Below are 25,869 nucleotides of genomic sequence, written 5' to 3'. Positions count from 1 at the left end.
TCACATTGCTGTGATCTATGATATATAATGAAGTATATTTTTTATATGAAACTTTGCTCAGCTTGACGAATTAATCGTTTCGTAATTTCTCCACCCACCGAACCATTCTCTCTTGATGTTAGATGGCCCCAGCTTGCACGTCCATGATTAGAATAACCTCCAACTGCTCCAAGATCAGAACCAAATTCAGTGTCCATTCCAGCTGTACTACCATAGCTACCTACATTCAGTCCAAACTCCGCAGCTATTTCATATTTCATCTGATCAATCATCTTCCGACTCGCCGGTACAACCGTCCGATTATTTCTTGCCATTATAATGAGCACCTCCTGCATGATGTACTTGCAAGAGTATTATTTACATTTTCATTCTAATTACACGTATAAATGTTTGCTACTAATGGCAATAATAAGGCATAAGCATTATTGAATGGAATATCCACCACGCACCATAACAACTAAACCATATTTATCTTGAACCGTAATACCCCGTCCTTCTCTTGGGAAGGATAATAAATGATTCGTTACTACGGGTTGTCCATTCTTAATATCTACACCAGCAGTCAGGTCAGGCACACCGTTTGCGTCTGGACTATATATAAAAGCTTTACCATTACGAACGATAAATTCAGTCCCTGCAGCAGCTACCAACTTTTCACCCAGTTTAACGTTAACGACAACAAGTGTATCAGCACTTGAATTTCCGTTATCTGTTGGATTTGTAGGTACCGGAGTAGGTGTTGGGACTGGCGTTGGAGTAGGTATTGTTGTACCTCCACCTAATGCCTTTTGAATTTGCTGATCTACGTAGCTCTTAGTGACCACTGGGTCCTCGGATGTTCCTGGTTGAGTGATAGTTCCTGCACCGCTTGCTGTGGTATTCAGAATTGATCCAACCCACGCAACACTGCTGAACAATACTGCTGCCGTTACAACTTTCCATGCTTTATTCATGATGTTCCTCCTCTATGATTGTTTATTTCTATTAATGATAGAGATATTTTAGTGGTAAAACAAGTAGAATATTAAATCACTATACTTCCAGAAGCTATATTTCGCAAGAAATTCAATCTCTTTTGTAGCTGTTTCAAATTTCTCTGCTTCTTTAAATTGAAATAACTCTAACCTGTTGCTGCATTGGAGAGAATAGCCGCTTTCATGACTTCCCTTGGGTGAACGATGCTGACATTTAGGCTGCCTATGTGACAGATGTTTATCGAGACGGGTGAATTCTTTGTATCCAAACTAATGACGATAAAGGCTTCTCGGTCTAAGTCACCTAGGAAGTGCTTTATTAGGTTAAATCCATCTTCCGGTGATTGGATGGATCTTCCCTTGTATATTAGGCTTGACTCCTTCACTAACTTCACACTAACGATGCTTATTCTCTTTTGCGGCTGAATCTTCATTTCCAATTCTCCTTCTAGTCGCTCTAATGACTTTGATTGTGAACTTTTGTAATGATTCAATCTTCATTCCTCCTTGAAATAGAAATAGCCCTAACTCCTCAAAGGGAATTAGGGCCGATGTTCATCCTATACATGATTAAAATATTGGGGAACCATTAGATTAGAAGTGTTATTTATTATTTCTGTGCCTAACTTTTACTATTACTCTCAGATGGCTTCTAATTCATGTTTATATTGAAAGACACAAAAAGAGGGCAAGCCCTCAGCCATCAAATGATGACTTAGAAGCTGCCCTCTTTTCTCAATAATTCTTAAGATATTAAGACAAAGTCCAAACAGTTGTAAATGTTGCTGTTTTAGTTGTAACATTTCCAACAGCGTCAGTTACTGTGAATTCAACTGTTTGACCAGTTGTTGCAGCAGTACCACTAATTGTTACACTAGTAGCAGCTGTTTCAGGAGTAACTACTGTCAATCCAGTTGCAGTACCACCAGTTACAGCTACAGTTGCAGTTTCACTTAGTTTAAGAACTAAGCTACTTGCAGTACTAGTTTCAAGTGTTACTGTTGGATCCAGTTGGAAATCCAACGTATCTTGATTACTTGTTGCATCAGCAGTAGTGAAGCTTGCTGCTACATTATCATTTGCATCAACAATGTTTTCATTTGCATTATCGATTGCTACTGTGAATAATCCGTCAAAATCAACAAGATTTTTTCCAGTTGTTTTTAGTTCAATCTCAATTTTACCTGAAACTACTTCTGCAAAGAAATCTTGACCTTTCTTCAATGCAATACCGTCTGCTCTAGTAATTATCACGTTATCTTGTAATGTTACCTCATTCAACTCCGTGATTGCTTCATCATAAGTAATTGTAATTAGATCATTACCGTCAAAATGAACACCAGCACCAGAACCAATAGTTACTTTATCACCAGAAGAAATCACTACTGGAGCAACGCCATCTTTAGAAACAACACCAGTACTAGCATTTACAAGCAATCCAGCTCCTGTTACACCTTGTGTTGGATTCACTGTTGCTAGAGTAGCTGCAGTTGTTACTGTAGGAGTAGCATTAGAAGTAATTGCACTATTCAGTGTCAATACGATAACATTGTTGTTGGATGAAGAAATTGTAGCATTCTTCACAGTAGAACCATTAACTCTGAAATCAGCCTTGTTAACATTACCAATTGGTTGGTTAAGAGTTAGCTCAACTTTATCTTTAGCAACAGTTTTAGCAGAAACTAAATTCACTGTACTTCCGATAGCAGCAAGATTAAATGTTTTGGAATAGTCTGCCAAGAAGTTACCTTCAGCATCTTTCACACCTTGTACTGTGAATGAGCTAATGCTTAGGATACCTGTTGGAAGTTGAACAATAACACCTTTTCCATCATTTGTAGGAGCTAGATTTGTTGCTGCAGGTAATTTACCAGAGATTGTTTTTCCATCAGTTGTACGATAAGTGATGAAATAGTTGTCTGGGTTAAGAACAGAATACGTGCTTGATTGATCCATTTTCTTATCAAATGCTACAACATAAGTTGTTCCAGTTCCTGTAATACTAAGAGCAGTTGGAGCTGCACCATTAACAACAGTTAATGATGTTGTGTATGGCAACATTGCATTAGCAAGTAATGTAACATCAGTAACACCACTCAACTCAACTGCGTAGTTTCCAGCAGCTAATGTTTTAGTAAATGTGATTACTAATTTGCTATCATTACTTCCGTAAGCAGCAGTATAACCATTAGATACTACTTTACCGTCTTTATCTTTCACAATTAAATTAGCTGCTTTGAAAGTAGCTTTATCCACTGTTTTAGAGAAGTTCACAGTCAATGTACGTGCATCACTATCAAATTTAGAAGAAAGAACTTCAGGACGAACTTGATCAAGTTTTGCTGTTACAGAAACTTTTGTATCTGCAGCAATTTTATTGCCGCTGTAATCTACGATGTTATTAACAACTAAATCAACAGCATATCCAGGAAGTTTGTTAGCAGCAAAGCTAACACGAACTGTTTTGGAGTTGATTTGTTTTGCACTAGAAGCTACCTTTTTAGAAGTTCCAGAGAACCAAACATAGTTTTCTGCATTTTCAACTTCTGCCTTTTTCACATCTTCACTAAATACTAGAGTAACACCTTCAAGAGTAGCATCTTTAGATTCTACTACTGTTGGAGCAACTGTATCAGCTACTACTGAGAATGCTTTAGAAACTTCAACCAATTGGTAGTTAGCAAAATCGCGAATGTTATTGTTAACTGTTAGGTTGTGATCACCATCAGTTAATGTGTTAAACAACGCAATTGTAACTGTACGTCCAGTTACATCGTATGTTCCAGAAACAACTTTATCATCAATTTTGAATGTAGAAGCCACAGAACCATTCAACGTAACAGGCTCAGAGAAAGTTACTTTAACAGCTTTGTTACCTAAGTTAGTAACAGACTCAACTGTTGGAAGCAATTGATCCAATGGCACAAATGCTAGTTCTTTAGCACTTACTGAAACCTTGCTAGCGGAATCTTTCACACCATCAACAGATAAAGTATACTCTTTAGATTGATTTGCCAAAGCACCAGCAACGGAAAGAACTACAGTTTTTCCATCTGCTTGAAGCTCAGCAGAATCGATAACTTCTGTGCTCAAACCTCTTTTGATCGTATAAGCATCTTTGTTCTCTGCAGTAGCTTTATCAACAGTACCATCATATGCTACTACAACTTCTTTAAGGTTAGTTGCACTTACACTTGCTACTTTAGTTGCAGTAGTTACTGGAGGTACATTCAATGCCGCTTCAGCCGCGAATGCTGCTTCTACTAACAATGAACGATTTGCATTTGCTTGGAAGTTAAGATCTTTAGAGATCAATCCAGCGTTGATTGCTGCTTGAACGGAACCTTTAGCCCATTCAGTTGCAGTGTTGTCAATCTTCGTAGGGATTTCAAGCTTCAATGCTTTAACCAATACTTCAGCCAATTCTTGAACTGTTACATTAGCTTTTTGGTCGAACAATTTCTTAGTTAGGTCTTTACCTTGCATAACTCCAGCAGCAGATACTGCTTCGATATAAGGTGCAGCCCAGTTCTTAGGATTGTTGTAACCTGTGTCATTGTAAGAATAAACACCAGTTACTTCTTTCAATCCCATTACTTTAGTGATTACTTTAGCGAATTCAGCGCGAGTCATATCTCTTTCAAGATGTGCTAGACCGTCTGTGTCACCAGAGAAAATACCTTTAACTTTCAATGCATCAAACTTCTCTTGTGTGGATAGCTTTGCAGTATCCCCGAACGCTACAGATGCAAACATTGAGAATGCCATTGCTGTAGAAAGTGCTACTGATAAAATTTTCTTCATAACCTTTTTTTCTCCTCCTTGGGCGTGCATAACATTATTATTATTTTCTTGAAATGGGTAGCTCGTGTCACTCATTAGTCGTACACCCCCTTCCTCGAGTTGAGCAGATAAATATAAATGATGTCTGTGACGGGTATCACAGAAACTGGTAAACGAAAATTCAACGGAAATAGACTAGTATCCAAGCCTACTTTAAGTATTATACAATGGGTCCAAGTTGCCGTAAAGAAAAATTTTCTAATTTATAGATCATTTTCTTCTTTAGGATATCCTATGGGCATTTGTCCATCGCTAAATGACTCTATATCTTAGACGCACGAGTTTCTAAAAAGTTGCACCTTTTTTTAAATAATTTCATTTTTGTTACTAATTCACGGAGCAACTTATCATTTATTACCCTTATTTTCCAATTCTAAACCATTGGCTCATAAAAAAAGACGCCTCTCAGCGTCATCGTTCTTTGTATTCATAAAATAGTTATTACAATTTGTTACCGAATCTTCATGGCCAATTGAATAATCTGTGCTCTCATCTCAGGACTTCCACTTAACTGTTCATACATTGATTCAATCGGCTGCTTATTCTCACGATAGGTTTTTTCGTGCTTTATAGTAACATGCGACCATTCGATGAGGTTATTCTCAGCTGTTAACAATTCGTTGAACGCAGCGTGGAATCCAGTCTCTAGAACAAGCCCTTCCATTACTTCTTGAGTAATCTCTCTTGTCTTACTTGTTTTTTCAATTGTCTTCTCTAGTACACTAGCTCTACCCTCAAATACTGTTTTTGCCTTCATATAATCCATTTGAGCTTTAGAATAGATTGATTTCATAAGTAACCTTCACCCTCTAGAAAAAATATTAAGTTCAACAACATTATATCGTAATACCTAGAAAATTACAAAGTTATGAAAATGGAAATAGAGGACTCCTTCCATTAATACATTGGAAGGAGTCCTTTGTTAATACTAGCTTAAGTTTTTAGGGAAAATATTCGTACTCTTCTTAAGTAACTCCACTACAATCTTCCCTGCTTCCGCTCTGGAGATCGGACTCTGAGGATTAAAGTTATATGAAGGTTTCTTCTGACCCGTAACTATTACAGGTACACCTGACATAATCTTCGCGCTATAAACCGCTTGGACAGATGTGCGAGCATATACATCGATCTTCGAAGAATCTAGGAAGGCCTTCGCTAATGTTGCCTCTAGCTTACTGTCATTCGTACCAAGCTTCAATTTAAGGGCCCTTGCGACCATGACAGCTGCCTGTTCTCTACTTAAGTCTTCTATTACACCAAAGTAACCCTCACCTAATCCGGTAACTATTCCAGCTCTCGCTGCTGTCTCAATGTATGCATAAGACCATGTATTCGTCTTAGCCGCTGGTACAACATCGAAGAATGTCTGTTCGTCATCATAGTTAAGTGGTAGATTAAGGCCTTTAACTAACAATGTAGCAAATTCACCACGTTTGATTGGATCATCTGTTCCGAATGCATCTGAACGAAGACCGTTATTCATCATGATTCCTTTAGAATATAAAGCATTCAAGATTTCACGAGCCCAACCGTGATTAGTAATATCCTTGTAACTGCTCTTCAATTTCATTACTTTATAGTAACCAAACTGATCGAATGCAACTGTAATCGTTCCTTTCTTCGTATCTACTTCCCCGCCAATATTCTCCCATACTCCGCCATCTGTTAAACGGAATACCGTCACGGATGTTCCCGCTGCATCTACGATATTAGGATCAAATGATAACTTCAATTCTCCACGCTGAGATGGAACCAATTTGCGAGTTGCATCAACTCCCATGAAGCTTACAGACTGATTACTTGTTGAAGGGAATGAGTACCAAGATGAGTATGGCGGCAATCCATTGCTGGATGGCGAATTCCCGTTCTCCCCAATACCACCACTAATCCAATAAATATCAGATACTTTGGTGAAGTTAAACGTATTCGCATTCATTGTGAACATGCTTACCTCGTAGTCTGGTTTGCCGATCTTACGATAACCACTGTCTTCTCCGCTAAGTGGATCGAAGATAATGTTTCCGTAATCATTTCTTCTCTCTACTACCCCGTCCAATGGATCCGCAATACCGAATAAGAGTTTGTTATCCGGGTAAAACTTCACAACACTATTCTTAGGTACTATAGCAGACTGTAATAACGTCCCTTTCGGGAATGACAACTCTAATTGTTTATTGAATACACTATATTTAGTACTTACTTTCTCTGCCATATACTGCGAATCTATCGCTACAGAACCCGTATAGAACACTCTAACCTGGGTACTCGATTTCACACCGCTCCGATCAATCTGGATCTTAATCGTATTCCAAGCATCTTTCTTCAGCCCAACGTAGTCTAGAATGAATCTACTTGGTGTATCTCCATTAATATCCTTACGTTTCACTGCCTGTTCTTTGCCAATGGTAACACTAGTTGCGCCTTCTGCTTCGATATCGAACCGAACAAAGTTACGGTTTACAATGATATCTTCTCCCACTGTCGGTTGTGGCGCTACAATACGGAAAGCTGATACTTCACGCTTAACCTCTAATTTCTGGCTTGTGCGCGACCCAGTTCGGTTGATCAGATCCATATTGTAAACGTGACTGGAAGAAACATCTTTATCAAATTTCAAATCGCGGATACGTAAAATAAAGTTTTCTTGTGTACCTGAAAAGTCATAAATCAAATTATTCTTCTCACCACCACTGCCAGCAATGATAGTTGTAGCCGTAGCGGAAATATCCATATTAAAGAATGATTCTGTACCTTTATAAAGTTCTATCTTATCGGCACCACCACCATGTATTACTAGATCATAACTATTTCTCCCCGTAACAAAACCCTCAGTTGAAGGTGTGAAATCTGAAGCTTGTTCAAAGATCTTATTGAGATCGCTACTATTGGTAGCAGAACCTGCTGCGAATGGATAACGATCTGTACCTATAGACGGAGCAGCTACTGGAATAAACTTTTCTATTTTGGATTTATTCTCGTCGATAATAAAGAATCGAATCGTCTCTAGAATCTCCGTAGGTTGAGTACCTGTAGGATCAACAGCTGATGTCTTCCCTGACAATACGATCGTATTCTGTCCATAGTAGAGCGGACCATCATTAGAAACTGTGAAATCTAATGAGAATGCACCTGTTGTAGGTGTAAGCCATGGGCCAGCATTCCCTGCAAACTTCTCTACTCCATTAACAGTAACCTGGTTATAGAAGTTATGTGGTTCAGTCAACTTATTCCCAAAACCAGAATATTGCCCTGAAATCTTAATTGATTGACCGCTAGTAGCCGAATTTATTGTGATAGTCTGTCCGTTAATCAAATTATCGACATGGATTTTACTTCTTGATACATACGAAATGTTAGCGTTAAAGAATGCTAATGATCCATTGAAATTAAACCGCACTTGCTGATTACCACTTGAGAACCCTGTAACCTTATAAATGGCCTGATTTGCGGCTATCTTGCCTGCCGGTGTAGTAACGTAATCTATTGTAAGTCCATTCGTACTAAGTGGAAGATACTTTCCATCCAACACTGTATTTGCCGCGATCGCACCTTCTCCTTCAACCAAGATATAGAACTCGGAAGAATTAACCTGCGTATTGTTCAAAGGTTTCTTAGCCGCAAAATCATAAGTAAGTGGATCTGCTTCATATCCTTCTAATAAATACATATTTTTGATGACATTTTGGCCTGGTAAATACTTAAAGGACGCTTTCTTACTTGCCTTATATTGAGATGATACATCCGTACCATAAGCTACCATCACTTCGATTTTTTGAAGTTCAGCACTCGAGAAATCAAACGTGTCCGTTGTTGTAAATGTAACGAGGTGATAGGCCGGTGTTACACCATCTGGTCCCGGAACAGTCTCATCCGTCACAGTATTAGCCATGGCTAGTGTTGCTCCATCATTCACCTTCAGACTCAAACCAATGTCTTTGGTAAAAGGGTATGATTTATATGGCAACAAAACTTTACCTGTTAATCCTCCCTTAGCGGATCCTTTGGCTACCGTAGGAGGTGTAGAAGTCAAAAGATCAATTGGGTCTGTATATCCGTCATTCTCCAACTTCAATTCAACAAAAGGCTGATTCTCATCGAAGAAATAGATTAGCCTTGTTGCCTTCATCTTACTTGTCTCATTCTCTACTTGAATCGTTAATGTATTCAAACCTGGAGATAGGTACAAGTAACTCGAGAAAAACTCCCCTGTATCTAACAGCGTGCCACTTTGTCCTTCTTCATTTCCGACTGCTATTGATACCTTTGTAGCATTTTCCACTGTCCCTTTAATCATAATCCGATTGCTCGCTACAACAGCTTTTGTGCCTTCGTTCAAGTTGATCGCATCTGAACCACTCCCAAGAACTTGGGCTTTAACCAATGTAGGTACTCGATCATATAATACGTAGAACGTATCCGACTTCTTAATGTTCGACTGAGTTCCTGAGAATGTAATCTTGTTATATCCGGAGAACAGCTTCAGATTCGCTGAGAATCGACTACTTCCATTATCCGTTAATTTATCAGTTACAATACTGTTTGCGTTAACTTCCCATTTCCCAGCATTTGAATTCAACTGTTGAACAGTTACTTGTAGATTCGTACTTACCTGTGTGAAAATACCCTCTACAGGAAAGTTACCCTTCGTAGAAACCTGGGCAGTTGTTCTGCTTAGAATCGTATTTGATGCTGGATTCGCATCTGGATTGTTAAGAATTATTGCATTGGATCTCTGTAATACGATATCATTCGGAATAAAATACGCAGGCGGTGTCCAAGTGCTAGGAGGCGCTGCTGCCTCAACTGTCGATATCAAACCTACAGGAAACAATCCCATTATTAATGAAAACAAGCTTAACCACACTATCGATTTCTTAAAGCGTTGCATGTATAAATCTCTCCTTCTCCATGTTGATTTTATTGATGCTCCTGTCACATCACGATCAGGAGCCGTCCAATAGCGTCACTTACTTTAATTATCGGTGTTGAAGGTCGAAATTTTTAGGGAAATAGCGAAATATGTTTAAATAAGTCCCCTAGATTAGTAAATATTAGTAAAATAATCAAAAAAGCGCAGCCCCTCTATACAAGGAGCTGCGCTTTGGCATTACATATTTATTTAAGTTATTTGAAACAGACTACAATTTAGATCTTGTCTCCGCATTCTCTTTCATACGCAATCTTGCGATGAGATTCAATAACGGCCGCTTCGTCTTACCGATGAGCCCGATGAGTTCGGCTCCAATCTGTAGGAAGAATGTCATGATACAGATGACTACGAAGGTAACCCAGTTCGCATCGTATAATGCTGCAGATGATTGAATGACGGCTAGTACTCCAAAGAAAGTAGCGATTCCGTAAATAATCAATACACTTTGACGATGACTAAAGCCCAGTTCTCCTAAGCAGTGATGTAGATGACCTTTATCTGGAGCAAATATAGGTTTCTTCTGTACCCAGCGACGTACAATGGCAAAGAATGTATCGGATAATGGCACGGCGATAATAATTAATGGTGTAATAAGTGATACTACCGCAACTTGTTTAAATCCTAGCAATGATAACATGGCTAGACAGAATCCAAGAAATAATGATCCCGAATCCCCCATAAAGATCTTGGCGGGATGGAAGTTAAAGAATAGAAATCCAATAATAGCTCCAAGAAGAATCATACATAGTAGTGCAATCATCATGTTACCCATTAACAGAGACATCACAAGGATCGTCCCAATGGCGATAGCGGACACGCCAGCAGCCAGTCCATCCAAACCGTCAATCAAATTAATAGCGTTCGTTACTCCCACAATCCAGAAGATCGTAAGCGGAATGGAAATCCAGCTCTCTAATGAGGAGTAAGTATCATTAAAAGGTATATTTACAAAGTTCACTGATATATCAAATCCAAAAACCACGACGCATGCAGCTGCAATCTGTGCTACAAATTTCAATTTAGCTGATAACTGAAAGCGGTCATCCAGTGCACCAATAATTACGATCATGGTTCCACCAATAAGAAATGCCTTGATGAAATTAGTATCCCGGATCGTCAAGTCATTCGCTACGAATGGCAGTGCCAATAAAAGAGCGATCACAAAAGCTAAATAAATTCCAAGTCCACCTAATCGAGGCATGATCTTCGTATGCACTTTACGGGCGTCAGGAACATCTATTGCGCCTACTTTAAAAGCAAATTTCTTCACTTGAGGCGTAAATAAGAGTGCCAGTCCTAAGGACAAGACGAATCCGATGATAGATATCATTAACATTTTAAGTGTTCAACCTCCATTTTTCTCTAACGGAATGAATTATACTCCGTTCGAAAAATAAACACCAACTCTGTATTTCAGCAATTTATCGTGTTATTAGCTCGATATCGCCTATTTTAGTTAGGTTTTGTCACGTTTTCTTTATCACGCAGTACTTTAACTACGAATTGCGGCAATGCAAGCATTCTTCGAAGTCTCGTTGGTTCGCTCAGGAGCCGATATAACCATTCTGATCGAAGCTTTTGAAATAGGATGGGAGCACGTTTGGTCTTCCCTGAAATGATGTCAAAACTGCCTCCAACGCCCATCATGATTGGAACGGCCAATTGTTCTTTGTAACGAAAGATCCACGGTTCCTGAGTATCCGCACCACGTGCTACAAGAAGAATATCTGGGTTCGTATCCTTAATCTGCTTAATCACGATATCATCTTCCTTTGGACCAAAAAATCCATCGCGATAACCTGCGATTATAATTCCTGGATACTGCAATTGTAACCTAGATGCTGTCTCCTGAATCACTTCTGTCGTGGAACCAAGCAAATATACTCTCCAGTGCTTGCTTTCACCAGCTCCCATCAGCTCATGAAGTAGATCAAATCCTGCAACTCGTTCCTGTACAGGTTCCCCACCTACGTTAGCTGCCCACACAACACCTGTTCCATCAGGAACGATTAATTCTGCCTGTTCCATGACTGATCGATAATCAGGATCCTTCATTGCAGCCATGACCATAATTGGATTAGCAGTAATAACCTGATGTGGTGTGCGTGATGTAATAACTTCCGTTAAATACTGTACGGTATCAGACATTCCCCACTTGCATACTTCGATCCCAAATATCGGGACAGTGGGTACTTCTCTTAACAATTTATCATTCATTTATTATCACCTTTGAAGATATATTCTACAATGCGTTGTGCAGGCACCTGTGCTTCTTGCTTCAATTGATCAATTTGTGTTGCATGAACCACTCGCCAATCCTCTTCGTGCAACAATAGTCGTGAGATTTCAGAAGATAATGCAGAAGGCGATAATGATGACGTATTACCCACGGGTTGAAGTTCAAGTCTCTCTAGAAATTGATCGATCTTAGGATCATAAGAGATACCAATCATCGGAACGCGAACATTAGCAGCATAGATCAAGCTATGGAGCCTCATTCCAATCACAAGCTGGCACTGACTGATCTCCCATAACATGTCCTGCGGATGGACGGCATCTGAACACAGACTGATGTGACTTCCTGTAGATGAGACATCACCAAGTTGGTCGATCATGTATTGTGATGCTTCTACATCGCTTGGAAGATGAAACGGCAGGAATCTCAAATGAATTGGCTGTCTCTGCATGACCATTTGTAAGCCTTCTACGATCTTCTGCAATTCTATACGATCTTTCTCCCAGTAACGAACTGAGATACCAATTACAGGTAAATTCTTATTACCATGCTCATCAATGCCTTCATTCAAAGCTTCACGTCGTTCTTTGGGATGAAGCCCCATTACGGGATCAGGTACGATATCTATTGATTTACTTCTCAGTCCCATCTTCTGGAGCAACGCAGCGGATTCATGATCACGAACTGAAATGTAATTACATTTCTTAAATACCAATTTAATCATCGAATGAAACAATCCCCGACTTACAGGGCCCACACCCTGAGAATATATAAATGTAGGTTTTCCCATCCATTGCGCTAGCTTGATGATACCCAAGTAGTATGGGATCGTCTTGGGACTGGTAACATCTTGAAGTAAACTTCCGCCACCACTGATTAGACCACTACTACTCTTAATAGCTTGTCTCACTTCGCCAAGCTTCATGCGATGTACAGCTTGAACACCATAGGTTGACTTGGTCAACTCCGGGTCAATCGAGAGCACAATCGGTTGCAGATTTAATCCGAGCGCCTTAGATTGTTCATCCACAGCAGTTAGAATAGACTGAAGCACAGCTTCGTCCCCGCTATTCTTATACCCGTAATACCCTGATATAACTATCGTCTGAGGCGTGGTGACCATCGTTTCCAACACCCTTCTGCAATCTGCCATACAAATATTGCCACAAGTCCAATAACAAGTCCCAATCCCAGACCTAGAAGGTTACGAATAAGGGATATAGTAAGAGGTGTATGAATATGAGCAAATGTATCAACCATAGACAATTGTCCAATGACCGCAATGATCATGATGTAGATCGCATTACGATACTTAATGGATAAGAAAGCACCCAGTATCAACAACGGATGTGCCATAAGGAATTCCTTGTTACGTGGGCGAACACCGAATGTATTCTCCATGAATGTACGGAATGACATCTCAAGTGAAGTTACTGACCCACCGTTACCTGTACGGCTTAAATAATACAATCCTAACACGCCGATAATCCCAACCACTATGACACCCAATACCGTAATTCGACTGCGTAGAATTACACTCAATTTCTGACGTAGGTTTCCTCCACGATAAAGGACAACATACAGCGCTGTAAGTGCAATAGGAGCAAAGTGAAGTAGGCTTACTCCTCTGAACTGATTAAGAACTAATTCATACGTAATATTGTTCAGCAATGCAACAACAAAAGGAATAGCACTTAAAGAAATAATCGATGTCTTCACGAACAAGACAAGTGCATGCGCCAATCGACGGCTTAACTTCATATCATTCGTATGTCCATTTAATTCATTAATCTTACGAATGGCAAGAACCATAGCTACCGTTGGTGCGCTGATGGCCACCAGTAACGCAAGTCCCTGTTCAAACAATGTAGGTTTTAGAATGAATAGTCCCGCACTGCCAATCATGCCTAATACAAAAGCAGGGATCGTAAGTAGTGGGATGAAATAGGATACTAATAGCGTTATAAAAGCAACTGCACCAAGGACTACTACCAACTTCAATATTCGTTGATAGGAAGAGTCTGCAACATCAAAAGCTTTAGCTTGGCCAATTGTAAACCCGTCGTTCTTGAGCTTATCAATGGCGTTACCTGGGTCTGAAAGACTGTGGATCAAATTATCCATAGAATTCGTAATCATTGCTTTAGAACTATTACGACTTGGGGCTGCGTTTAAGTAAAACATACGAATATTACGATCTTTACTAGCAAGAGCAAATCGATCTGCGATCTTCTTCACATCGAGAGTAGCATCGCCTTCACTTAGGGAATATATTCTTACAACATTATAATCAAGATCATAAGCTAATTTATTGAAACCTAATTGAGGTTTCTTCAAATTCTCAATCGCCGCAATACCAATACCATGTTCCTTAAGTAGCTCAGCAAAACCGTCCAAGCTATTCAGACTTCCATTGTCATTGTATCCTTTGACGGACTCCCCTTCGAACAGGATCCGCGTTACCCCTGCTGCAGCATAATCGGAAATCAAATTCTCCATATACTCTTGATTGTAGGGAAGACTATCTCCCATGCGAGGTACAATGTTAAATCCTTTGCTACGTAACATTTCAAACGTAATTGGATCAGAGCGCATTGGCTTCATCACAGCATTCTCTAGAGGAGTCTCAATGACAAGCCCCTTATGATTCTCAAATGTCCATGGCTTCACAACCAATTCAAGCCTATTGAATGTCTCCTCAATCACAGGCGTTATCTTACTTGCGTTCTCTTCATTGGTGAATACAATATACGTAAAGTTCTCATTTACGGGAATGAGTTGATTTGTCTTATTGGCGATATCTTTACTATTATAAAGCGTAATCCGCCGTGATCTCTGGAATTCATCTAACGTACTCTCGAACATGGCCATACTGCTCACGCCAGCCTCTTTCAGACGATCAAGTTGCTCATTAATATAATCCACAGGGTGGGCTTCATAGGAAGCAACGTCCACCAAATCACGGTAATCGAATACAAATTCCACTTCATTAGCGGATGTCTCCGTCTTAAAACGATCATATGCCACAGGCATAGCCGCCACAATACCGACTATAACGAGTATCCATAACCATTTACGGGAGAGTATACTCCACTTTTTCCAATTATACTGCACTGACAAGTACCTCCTTATGTCTCATTCAGACCAGATGGACATTCTAATTGAATGTCCATCTGGTCTGAAACTATCATATAGATTGAACTAACGTATACACTCACCATAATTCATATTCGTTTTGCTAGTACAATCAAGAATTTGAAGGTTCGTCTTAGTTCATTCTATCTCTGCAAACATCTTAAGCATCCACGCGTGACATTACTTCTTGAACCAACTTCTCAATCTGTTCTTCTGCATGGTGTAAGGACTCGCCACATACTGCAAAGTAAACTTTAATCTTCGGCTCCGTACCTGATGGCCGTAAGCAGAACCACGATCCATCTTCCAACATGAATTTCAATACATTTTCTTGTGGAAGGCCATTAAGCCCGATGGAATAGTCAAGAACTTCTTTCACCTGAACTCCTGCAATCTCAAGCGGAGGCGTATTTCTCCAATCCGTCATTTTCGATTGGATTTGTGCCAGTCCATCCTTGCCCTTCAATGTACGAGATTCCAATCTTTCTTGGAAATAGCCGAATTGCTCGTACAGTTCTTCCAATACATCATATAACGTCTTGCCCTGGCCTTTGTAGTAAGCTCCTGCTTCAGCAATCAGCATAGCGGCGAGTACCGCATCTTTGTCTCTCGCGTAATTCCCGGATAAGTAACCATAGCTTTCCTCATATCCGAATAAATACGTGTACTCACCTGATTGTTCATACTGAGTCATTTTTTCACCGATATATTTGAATCCAGTCAATGTATTAATCACTTCTGCTCCATAATGACGTGCGATGGATGCGCCCATCTCACTCGTTACGATGGTCTTGATAACGACACCATTATCCGGAAGCTTACCTGATTCCTTCAATTGGCTAAGCAGATAGTGAATCATAATTGCACCAGATTGATTTCCAGAAAGAACAATATATTTACCATCTTTATCTTTAACAACCGCGCCCATACGATCACAATCCGGGTCCGTACCAATCAATATATCTGCATCCAATTCTTGTCCAAGCTTCATCGCTAGCGTAAATGCTTCACGCTCTTCGGGATTCGGAGATTTAACCGTTGAGAATTCTGCATCTGGTTGTTCTTGTTCTGGTACGACATGAACGTGGGTGAATCCAATGGCTTCAAGTGTCTTGCGAACGGGAATATTACCTGTACCATGTAAAGGTGTATATACAATACGGAAGTCTTCTCCTAGAGAGGTACGGATGAGTTCCGAGTTCATACTTTGCTGTGCAACCGTATTTACGAAAGCTTCATCATCTGCTTCACCAAGCCATACCAACAATCCTTGGGCTTCTGCTTCGGCTTGTGTCAGCTTCTTAACAGCTGAGAAGCCATCCACCTCTTTAATGTTTCTAATGACTTGTTCCGCTTCATGTGGGATGAGCTGTCCGCCTTCAGCATTGTACACCTTATACCCATTATACTCTGGTGGATTATGACTTGCAGTTATGACAATTCCACCCGTCGCTCCCAAATCACGCACACTAAATGAAAGCTGTGGTGTCGTGCGAAGGGAAGGAAATAACTTAGCTACAATCCCATTACCTGCAAGAACCAGTGCTGCTTCCAAAGCGAACTCCGGAGAGAAATGACGGGAATCATAAGCTATAACAACAGAAGGTTTACCTTCAGCTTGCCCATAAGATTCAACAATAAATTGTGCAAACCCCTGTGTAGCTTTGCCAATCGTATAACGGTTCATGCGATTACTACCTGCACCAATAATGCCTCTAAGTCCTCCCGTACCAAACTCTAGATCTTTATAGAAACGATCCTCCAGTTCTTGTGGGTCCTGCTCTAAATTACGGAGTTCCTGTTTCGTATCCTCATCGATATAAGAATCTTGAAGCCATTGTTCAATGTTATTCGCGGACCGTTCGCTTAACTGAGACATGTAAAGTCCCCCTTCAATTTTTAAATAGAATGAATTCAAATAGGATTAAACTATAGAACATAAGAACCATTATCCGTTAGTTAGGATCTGATAACGCAAACATAATCTCGCCTTCTGCAACAACCTTACCCTCTACAGTAGCCACTGCCTTACCCTTACCAAAGCTTCCTTTCAAACGAATAATCTCAACTTCTAATCTTAATGTATCTCCAGGTACGACTTGACCTCGGAAGCGGAAATTATCAAGGCTTGCAAGAAATCCAATCTTCCCTTTGTTACTTTCCACATTGAGAATAGCCACAGCTCCAACTTGAGCCAACGCCTCAGTAATGAGAACTCCTGGCATCACAGGATACCCTGGGAAATGTCCCGTAAAGAATGGCTCATTAATGGTCACATTCTTAATCCCTACAGCACGCTTACCATCCTCAAGTTCAATAATACGGTCTACTAGTAAAAATGGTGGTCTATGAGGAATAATCTCCTGAATCTGATTCACATCTAACATAATCAAAACTCCCTTCGAATAAGCGTAATATGTTACGGTAATACTATGTAATATCCTTCATTTTCTGCAGAACATGGAGGTTTAGATAAGGGACTTTCTCCATAAGACAATCATTGTCTTTAGAGAGGGTCCTTTTGTCCAAATATAAGTATGAGTCCCCCATCATTATACAGTTATCGAACCTAAAAAGAAAACTCCCGCTTAAACGGAGTTTTCTTTATTTTGATCCCATTTCTTACATATTGAACCGTCATTAAGGAGCAAATACGAGATCAAATACATGTTTCCACGTGTCCCAGACGAACACTTCACTCATACTCCGCTTACCCATAACCACGTACCCTACCATCATACCGCCCACTAAGGCTAATAGCAGTAAAAACGGAATCATGAACCTTAGTACAATTCGCCATCTAGGTGTTGGTGACTTCTGCGTTGGCTTACGTTCCTCACTCATGATTAGTCCTCCCTACCCTCGTAAATTGTTGGCAAGGCCCATCATGGTATCACTGGAGGTTAATGAACGTGCCATCAATTGGTATGCCCGTTGAACCTGAACCATATCTGTCATCTCTACCGTTAGGTCTACATTAGATTTCTCTTGATATCCTGAACGTATGGATACAAGATCCTCAGATAAGAGTGCTTTCTTCGTCCCAAATACATCATTATTCGTTACACCGTTTGCCAGAACAAATTTATTGCCATCCATTTGAACTAACCCTTCAGGTCTTAGCGGTTCAACGATTTGAATCTGACCCCTTTGTACCCTTGGTTCAATGCCATTGGAAGACCATACTCTACCCTCGGCATCAATCGCTACTTTCCCAACGGCTGGAACCTTAATTTGATTATCTTTATCATCAAGAACCTTGTCCCCAACATTATTCACTAACAGCATAGAGGTGTTATCTGTTGGATCCGGAACAAAGTGAAATGCACCTTCACGCGTATAGGCAATTGTGCCATTGCTCTCTACAGCGAATAATCCGTTACCCTCAATCGCAAGATCCGTAGGAACTCCCGTATTTTGAAGTGTGCCTTGCTCCATATTCGTTGATACAGAAGCAAGCTTCACCCCATACCCTAAATTATAACCTAGCGGAGTAGCTCGTACTGAACTACGGAAGTCTTTGGAGTGCTCTTGTACGCGAGTCAGAACGTCCTCAAAGGAATTCTCTTTGCGCTTATATCCATTCGTATCCATATTGGCTATGTTATCAGCGATCAGATCGAGCCTCGACTGCATACTGTTCATAGATACTGCGGCACTAATCATGGAGTTATTCATATTCTAGTCTAGCCTCCTTAAGTAGAAAAATACACTTCATAAGCCTATTATACTCTACCGATCTCATTGACAGCCTTATCCAAACTTCTATCATAATATTGAATAACCTTCTGGTTCGATTCATAGGCCCGTGCAGCTAAGTTCATATCCACCATAGCTTGTGTAGAGTTCACGTTGGATCTCTCCAAATAACCCTGACGTACATCCATATTATCACCCAATGCACGTAATCGAACACCTGCAGCATCTTCATTATCTATGCGAAACACACCATTACCTTCTCTTACCATTTCATAAGGCTGGCTTACAACGCTTATGGCTAATGAAGTGCCCGTAGGCATCCCTGTGGTTGTATTGATGATACGACCTTGTCCATCCACTTTGAGATTATCGATAGAACCATCTATTGTTATCGGTTGATTGTTCGCACCTAATACTTGAAACCCTGTAGAGGATAATAAAGAGCCCTCCGCATTAACTCTGAAATTTCCATCTCGTGTATATCTAACCTGCCCCTGATCATCCTGTACGGTAAAGAAGGACTGCGGTTGGTATATCGTATTTCCGTCTTCACCTAAATACTTACCATTTGCATCAAATGGGATCGGTTGGCCCGTAGCTGGATCATTTACGATTAGATCAGATTGAATTGCAAAATCAGTCGACTTATTCGTCTCGGTAACATCCCCTTGTGAGAACATGGAGAGGCTCTCCTCCATAAATACACCTGTATTAAGCTTTCCTACCTTACGATCATTATTATTAGGATCTCCACCTGTAACAGAAATGAGTACCTCGGGGAATGAGCGCGCTACACTATCAACCTGTTTGTATCCTGTCGTATTAATATTAGCAATATTCTGCGTCACAGTGTCATGCCGACGTTGTTGCGTCATCATTCCGGATGCAGCCGTATATAATCCTCTTAGCATAAAGGAAATTCCCCTTTCTAGCATCTATCGTTACTACTTAAATTTATTATTCTTCTAAGTTATATATCGGTGGGTTAGAACCTTTTCTTAATGACTTTATCTAAATTGTCCAGCATAATACCTGTACCTTTGACAACACAGTGCATCGGGTCCTCCGCTACCCATACAGGGACACGTAATTCATCAGACAACAATTCATCTAGTCCGTTCAATAATGCTCCTCCGCCGGTCAGGATGACCCCTCTATCTATAATATCCGCAGACAACTCTGGCGGTGTACGTTCTAGTACGGATTTAGCTGCTAAAACAATCGAGGAAATCGGATCCCATAGCGCCTCTTGTACCTCGCCAGAAGATACAGTAATCGTTAGGGGAAGTCCAGATACCATATCTCTTCCACGGATATCCATCTCTGCCTTACGTCCAGTTGGGCGTACAGTTCCGATATTCACCTTAATGTCTTCAGCTGTACGCTCTCCAATGAGCAACTTATATTTATTCTTTATGTACTTGGTAATAGCCTCATCGAACTTGTCCCCTGCTACTTTAAGAGAAGATGCGGTAACGATATCTCCCATGGAAATAACAGCAACATCCGTCGTTCCGCCGCCGATATCGATAACCATGTTACCACTCGGCTCATATATATTCATCCCGGCACCAATGGCTGCCGCTTTAGGTTCTTCTTCTAGATACACTTCTTTCGCTCCGCTTCGTTCAGCTGCTTCGCGAATAGACTTCTGTTCTACGGAAGTAATGTTGGTTGGTGCGCAAATGAGTATACGAGGGCGACTATACCAGGTACGTCCCCCCACGCGGTCGATAAAATACTTAAGCATCATCTCAGTTACTTCAAAATCAGCAATGACCCCATCACGCAACGGACGAATCGCCACGATATTGCCCGGAGTGCGTCCAATCATACGGCGTGCATCTTCCCCGACAGCAAGAACTTTCTTGGTATCCCTTTCAATCGTCACAACCGAAGGTTCGTTTAAAACCACACCCCTCCCTTTGACGTAAATGAGCACATTCGCCGTGCCGAGATCTATTCCAATATCCTTGCTTAACATCATGAAGAGCCCCCAAAGTGTTATTTTATGGTAAGAGACACGATTCGACCCTATACCATCTTTTAACATATCATACTTCAGGGGATGGATTCAACGGGGAATATCTATGTCTAACTACATATTACGATTTCGCTGTACCGACGACCTCTCTTTTCTTGTTATTCGTTTTTTTATACTTGATTTTGGTGGCTTCTCCTCCCCTAAGATGGCGGATTGATTTGTGGTACTCGAGAATGTGCTTCACTTGATCAGCTAGATCGGGATTGATCTCCGGCAGTCGTTCCGTTAAATCTTTATGCACCGTACTCTTCGATACGCCAAATTCCTTCGCAATGGTTCGGACCGTCTGCCTAGTCTCCACGATACAACGACCAATCTTGATCGTTCGCTCCTTAATGTAATCGTGCACGCCCCCGCCTCCTTACTGTGGATAGTTTGGTACATTATATGAGGGGCGTGCCTATATATTCGCAGTTTAAGTTCTTGACAAGCTTGGCCATGCTCATTTATTTTGTGGACATGTTATTTAAGATGTCATTTCAAAACATCAAAAAGACAGGGTTTCCCCTGTCTTTTCCGGTTAATTCACCATTTAATCGAACTCATCCGAACTAAATTTCTTTATTTATTTCACAGGAAGTAATTCTGCAGGATTGACCAGTACCTCGTTGTCGTACACTTCAAAGTGCACGTGGTTACCAAGACTGCTCTCCATCTCACTACGTCCAGCTGTTGCAATCGTAGCTCCTTGAATTACTTCTTCCCCTAGCTTAACTTTAGTATCCGTTAGACTTTGATACACTGTCTTCAAGTTACTTGCATGAGTGACTTCTACCACGTTACCCATTAATGGGTGTTTCTCTACACGAGTAACTTTCCCACTAAGTGCAGCTTTAACTTCAAACGGCTTATCATCCTCACGAGCTAGATCTAACCCTGTGTTCGTTACAAAGGTATCCTTATATTGAACCATAGCTTCTAGATGATTCTCATCGGTACCCTTTGGATCATAGAACGGTTTCACAACATTAACTTCTTTGGCATTACTTACAGGCCATGCAATTGTCTCTGCCTTAGCGATCACTTCTAGCGCGTCCGGGTCCAACTTGTTTATACCGACTTCAGTATCTTTTGAGACTAGACTTTCAGATACTGTAGTAGGGTCTGAGTTAAGTGCTTTCTGACTGGAATCCTGATAGACCCACACTAAAGTTAGTATAATTGCGATTGCTGCCATATACACTGCTGGGTATACCCAACGTTTTGACAACAACCTTTTCCATGAAGATGGCTGATTAATCGGCCCTCCCTTTAATGGTTTAGGAGTTTCTCCATTCGATTGATTTTTGTTTTGTTCATTCATAGTTATCACCTCAGTAACCATTGTTACCGAGAAGAACTCTTTTATACCTTTTGTTTATATTATTTTTTTGCGAGTAGTTTAGTAACTTGTTGAAAGTCTATCCCCGTATAGTAGTGTTTGAGAATTTGAGAAGCTGTATACCCTTCCTTAGCCATCCCATTCGCACCCCATTGACTCATCCCTACGCCGTGCCCGTAACCGTAGGTGGTAAAGACAATATCATCCCCTGATTCCACCCAAGAGAACTGGCTTGAACGTAGCCCGAGCTTCTCTCGAACTTCCCTACCACTAAAGATAACACCCCCAATTTTCAATTCTTTTATCCGATGACCTTCTGTTGTTGAAAGAATATGAATAAGAGAGTTGAGCGAAGAACTAGCACTCTTCATTGTTGGTATAGCAATATTCGATAGCCCTAAATCACTTAAAAATTGCTTCTTACTTATGGTGAGTGTCTTTTTGTAACCTGGGGCGATTGTCTGATCCCATGGGCTTGATACACTACGCAAGTAAGGAATTGAAGTCTTCCAGTAATCTTCTGAATTCTCAGTATACCCATTGCTAGTAGAGAAAAATGATGCAGTGATCGGCTTACCTTTATACGTCATTATAATATTGCGACTATCCTGCACGGCACGCTGCAATTTAGCTAGGTCAACTGACTTCCCATTACTCTTCCATTCTTTCTCTAGTATTTCTTTAGATATATAAGCCTGATGGGCTACCGTATCTGTTACATCTGCACCTTCTATCGGAACACCACTCTTATCATTAGTAAAAAGTCGTTGCACAATAAATGTTCGGGCAGCAATGGCCTGAGCTGTTAGTGCAGCACTCTCAAATTGTGCTGGCATCTCTGCTGCGACAACGCCAATCACATAGTCTTCAAGTGAAAGGGTCTCTATTTGACCCAGCTTGGACAAATAAACAGATACCTGAGGTTCCTCCTCTGCTACCGAGGGAGGTGATGGAGATGGAACCACTACCGGTTGCTTCGGTGTGGGAAGGGATATGGGCTGATGGCGTAACAACACCACTATCACCGGTAACAATAGTGCGAGCGCAAGTAGCACCGCCGTAGCCCATATTGCGGTTGGAACACGTCGTTTAGACGATTTGATAGCGCGCCTTCGGATACGCCGACCAAAGACAAGACGCTTATTACGCACGTTGAATCTAGCTATAGAAGAGACTACCTTGTCTGCTGTCGCTGATTCGAGTTCACCACGTTCCTCTGGTATTTGTCCATACCCTTGAAGATCTTGCATAGGTGTTGGCGATTTACGAGTAGCTTCCGTTGAAGAGATTTCATGAAATTCCTCTGGTGTATTAGCTAATAGTGGTGTCGTAGGTGGTACTAAGGAGAGATGATCCTGTGACGCCGAAGGTGTCACATCTTGGGACAACCTGTCGTTTCGTAATGGTTCTATCGAAATCTTTATTTGCTGACGCGGATCCTTCATATATACGGCAAACCTCCATTCGCTCACATCACATGCCTATGATTTTCCGTTCTATCTACCTTATACATATGAATTCGAAAGATATGATAGAACCATTTTGAGAGAGAAAGAGATTTACAATGACTACGCAAAAAAAACCAAAAACCAAGCCTTAAAGGCTCGTTTTTTGGTTTAGTAATCTGTATACGAATTCCTAATATATTATACCCAAGTCGGTTGAGCTGAGAAACGTTTCACTTCGTCTTTCACTTTCGGCTGAACCGCATGTTCTAAGACAGGCTCCAATACAGGCTCATCTACCGTAATTCGCCAAATATCAGCACCTAACGCTGACAACTTCTCTGCAATATGGACATATCCACGATCAATATGATGCACACCACTGACCTCAGTCGTACCATTCGCTACAAGTCCAAGCAAGATTAGTGCTGCACCTGCACGCAAATCTGTTGCACATACTTTTGCACCATTCAATTTAGCGCGACCTGTAATAATTGCTGACCGGCCTTCTACCTTGATTTCTGCATTCATATGTTGAAATTCGTCCACATGCATGAACCGATTCTCAAATACCGTCTCCGTCACGACACTAGTGCCTTCCGAGACAAGTAAAAGTGACATCATTTGTGACTGCATATCTGTAGGGAACCCTGGATAAGGCAGTGTCTTGATATCCACCGAACGTAATGGATGATTCGCAATAACACGAATACCATTCTCATCTGGTTCAATCTTCACGCCCATCTCTTCCATCTTGGAGATGACTGGACCCAAATGATCCGCAATCGCACCTTCTACATATACATCCCCACCAGTAATCGCAGCAGCTACCATGTATGTACCTGCTTCAACTCGGTCAGGAATGACAGTATGTTTCACTCCATACATTTTTTCGACACCTTCGATACGAATTTCTCCTGTACCAGCACCACGAACTTTGGCACCCATACTGTTCAAGTAATTCGCTAAATCAACAATCTCAGGTTCTTTTGCTGCATTCTCGATAACTGTTGTTCCTTCTGCCATCGTAGCTGCCATCATAATATTTTCAGTGGCTCCTACGCTTGCGACATCTAAATAAATCTTAGCGCCACGTAGTCTACCGTTACTTTTGGCTTCAATAAAACCTTGCCCAAGATTGATTTCTGCTCCAAGAGCTTCAAATCCTTTAAGGTGCTGATCAATTGGTCGTGAACCAATAGCACATCCACCTGGTAAAGAAATTCGAGTATGACCCATACGAGTTAATAAAGGACCCATGACTAGAAAGGAAGCCCGCATCTTACGAACATACTCATATGGCGCCTCACAAGTTGTGATTTGCTCCGCGTTCACGCGTAATACTTCGTTGTCGTAGCTTACACTTACACCTAACGATTCCAATACTTTGGTAATCGTAAACACATCGTCTAGAGGGGGGGCGTCATAAATCGTGCTTTCCCCTTCTCCCCCTAATAGAGAGGCAGCGATGATCGGAAGAACTGAGTTTTTAGCCCCACTAACTTTAACATTTCCGATCAATCTATTGCCACCGCGGACGATAAATTTGCTCATCTTGATTCCCTCCGCGTCCGTAATTTTCCTTTTTATGCTAACTTTCTGAAAATACACTCTTATTTTCCCAACTTCCATCATAGCATTGATTATTTCACGTGTACAAGCGTTTTTTAAAGTTACAGATTGATATCTCAGTTAACAGTTAGTTATCATTATGTTGAAAGTCCATAAAAGGTTCAAAAGAAATATTTACTTATTTCCATTGTTGACATAAAAAAAGTTATTATTCGACAAGAGTGATTGTTATAAGAAGGAATACTAATACGTTCAAAAATTATCCTAAGATTATATAACCAATCCTGTTCTCTTTAAAACATATAACGTATCATTTGGCTCCACGTCAAATAATCTAACAGAAATCCAGCAACAAAATGACCTAGAACGATGGCCAAAAGAACCTGCAGTAACTTACCTTGAGTTCCTTGGGGATTGCGAATGACAAGATCTAACTTCAGATTCTGCAAAGCCCACCATGACAGCCAAATACAAAAAAGCGATACAACAATCGAGACCAATCCACTAACGCTTACTGCACCAGAAACCGTATTTAACCCTTCATTCATACCGGTTCATCTTATCCTTTCCGAATTCCAGTTCTTAACGCTATTTATACGACTCTTCCATCATACTTGCCTAGGACAAAAGAATCCACTTTTGCAAACGCTTTATTTGTAACTTTTTAATT

At 40.7% G+C, this 25,869-nt stretch carries 21 protein-coding genes; all 21 read right to left on the bottom strand.

The window, feature by feature from the left end; all coding sequences use genetic code 11:
• Window positions 1-41: 41 nt before the first annotated feature.
• Window positions 42-314, bottom strand: coding sequence for an alpha/beta-type small acid-soluble spore protein (locus PBAT_RS05685; RefSeq protein WP_068647376.1), 273 nt, complete (start codon window positions 312-314; stop codon window positions 42-44).
• A 108-nt stretch (window positions 315-422) separates the two neighbouring features.
• Window positions 423-953, bottom strand: coding sequence for a hypothetical protein (locus PBAT_RS05680; protein ID WP_068647374.1), 531 nt, complete (start codon window positions 951-953; stop codon window positions 423-425).
• Between the two features lie 167 nt (window positions 954-1,120).
• Window positions 1,121-1,468 carry a JAB domain-containing protein gene (locus PBAT_RS05675; RefSeq protein ID WP_068647372.1) on the bottom strand — a complete coding sequence of 116 codons (348 nt, stop codon included), beginning with the start codon at window positions 1,466-1,468 and terminating at the stop codon, window positions 1,121-1,123.
• A gap of 259 nt (window positions 1,469-1,727) precedes the next feature.
• Entirely contained in the window at window positions 1,728-4,853 is a 3,126-nt protein-coding gene (locus PBAT_RS05670; RefSeq protein WP_068647370.1) for an Ig-like domain-containing domain, read from the bottom strand.
• Window positions 4,854-5,268: 415 nt separating this feature from the next.
• Window positions 5,269-5,610, bottom strand: coding sequence for a hypothetical protein (locus tag PBAT_RS05665; protein WP_068647368.1), 342 nt, complete (start codon window positions 5,608-5,610; stop codon window positions 5,269-5,271).
• Between the two features lie 135 nt (window positions 5,611-5,745).
• Window positions 5,746-9,705, bottom strand: a complete 3,960-nt coding sequence (locus PBAT_RS05660; RefSeq protein ID WP_068647366.1) for an S-layer homology domain-containing protein — start codon at window positions 9,703-9,705, stop codon at window positions 5,746-5,748.
• Between the two features lie 250 nt (window positions 9,706-9,955).
• Complete coding sequence (locus PBAT_RS05655) at window positions 9,956-11,083, bottom strand: glycosyltransferase family 4 protein (protein ID WP_068647364.1); 1,128 nt, start codon at window positions 11,081-11,083, stop codon at window positions 9,956-9,958.
• A gap of 116 nt (window positions 11,084-11,199) precedes the next feature.
• The gene (locus PBAT_RS05650; protein WP_068647362.1) at window positions 11,200-11,964 is read right to left on the bottom strand and encodes a WecB/TagA/CpsF family glycosyltransferase; all 765 of its coding nucleotides are present in this window, start codon (window positions 11,962-11,964) and stop codon (window positions 11,200-11,202) included.
• A complete protein-coding gene (gene csaB / locus PBAT_RS05645) occupies window positions 11,961-13,106 on the bottom strand; it encodes a polysaccharide pyruvyl transferase CsaB (protein ID WP_068647360.1) in 1,146 nt (381 codons plus the stop codon). Before csaB ends, PBAT_RS05650 begins: the two co-directional genes overlap by 4 nt.
• Entirely contained in the window at window positions 13,082-15,097 is a 2,016-nt protein-coding gene (locus tag PBAT_RS05640; protein ID WP_068647357.1) for a DUF5693 family protein, read from the bottom strand. Before PBAT_RS05640 ends, csaB begins: the two co-directional genes overlap by 25 nt.
• A 181-nt stretch (window positions 15,098-15,278) precedes the next feature.
• Window positions 15,279-16,997 carry a phospho-sugar mutase gene (locus PBAT_RS05635; protein WP_068647353.1) on the bottom strand — a complete coding sequence of 573 codons (1,719 nt, stop codon included), beginning with the start codon at window positions 16,995-16,997 and terminating at the stop codon, window positions 15,279-15,281.
• 76 nt (window positions 16,998-17,073) lie between these two features.
• Window positions 17,074-17,505, bottom strand: coding sequence for a 3-hydroxyacyl-ACP dehydratase FabZ (gene fabZ, locus PBAT_RS05630; protein WP_068595432.1), 432 nt, complete (start codon window positions 17,503-17,505; stop codon window positions 17,074-17,076).
• A gap of 253 nt (window positions 17,506-17,758) precedes the next feature.
• Window positions 17,759-17,962, bottom strand: a complete 204-nt coding sequence (locus tag PBAT_RS05625; RefSeq protein WP_068647351.1) for a DNA-directed RNA polymerase subunit beta — start codon at window positions 17,960-17,962, stop codon at window positions 17,759-17,761.
• Between the two features lie 12 nt (window positions 17,963-17,974).
• Complete coding sequence (locus tag PBAT_RS05620; protein ID WP_068647349.1) at window positions 17,975-18,796, bottom strand: flagellar hook-basal body protein; 822 nt, start codon at window positions 18,794-18,796, stop codon at window positions 17,975-17,977.
• A gap of 47 nt (window positions 18,797-18,843) precedes the next feature.
• Window positions 18,844-19,728, bottom strand: coding sequence for a flagellar hook-basal body protein (locus tag PBAT_RS05615; RefSeq protein ID WP_068647346.1), 885 nt, complete (start codon window positions 19,726-19,728; stop codon window positions 18,844-18,846).
• 74 nt (window positions 19,729-19,802) lie between these two features.
• Window positions 19,803-20,801, bottom strand: coding sequence for a rod shape-determining protein (gene mreB / locus PBAT_RS05610; protein ID WP_068647470.1), 999 nt, complete (start codon window positions 20,799-20,801; stop codon window positions 19,803-19,805).
• A gap of 121 nt (window positions 20,802-20,922) precedes the next feature.
• Window positions 20,923-21,210, bottom strand: a complete 288-nt coding sequence (gene spoIIID / locus PBAT_RS05605) for a sporulation transcriptional regulator SpoIIID (protein ID WP_068647343.1) — start codon at window positions 21,208-21,210, stop codon at window positions 20,923-20,925.
• A gap of 216 nt (window positions 21,211-21,426) precedes the next feature.
• The gene (locus PBAT_RS05600; protein WP_068647341.1) at window positions 21,427-22,164 is read right to left on the bottom strand and encodes a M23 family metallopeptidase; all 738 of its coding nucleotides are present in this window, start codon (window positions 22,162-22,164) and stop codon (window positions 21,427-21,429) included.
• Window positions 22,165-22,223: 59 nt separating this feature from the next.
• Window positions 22,224-23,627 carry a stage II sporulation protein D gene (gene spoIID, locus PBAT_RS05595; protein ID WP_246168354.1) on the bottom strand — a complete coding sequence of 468 codons (1,404 nt, stop codon included), beginning with the start codon at window positions 23,625-23,627 and terminating at the stop codon, window positions 22,224-22,226.
• A gap of 201 nt (window positions 23,628-23,828) precedes the next feature.
• Window positions 23,829-25,181 (bottom strand): UDP-N-acetylglucosamine 1-carboxyvinyltransferase, encoded by a 1,353-nt coding sequence (gene murA / locus PBAT_RS05590; protein ID WP_068647338.1) that lies wholly within the window; start codon window positions 25,179-25,181, stop codon window positions 23,829-23,831.
• Window positions 25,182-25,492: 311 nt separating this feature from the next.
• Entirely contained in the window at window positions 25,493-25,747 is a 255-nt protein-coding gene (locus PBAT_RS05585) for a DUF1146 family protein (RefSeq protein ID WP_068647335.1), read from the bottom strand.
• Window positions 25,748-25,869: the final 122 nt, after the last annotated feature.

This window comes from Paenibacillus antarcticus, from assembly GCF_001637225.1.
In the GTDB taxonomy this organism is placed as follows: Bacteria; Bacillota; Bacilli; order Paenibacillales; family Paenibacillaceae; genus Paenibacillus_AQ; species Paenibacillus_AQ antarcticus.
Note: the sequence above shows the minus strand (reverse complement) of the source record. Positions and strands in the feature narration are given on the sequence as shown.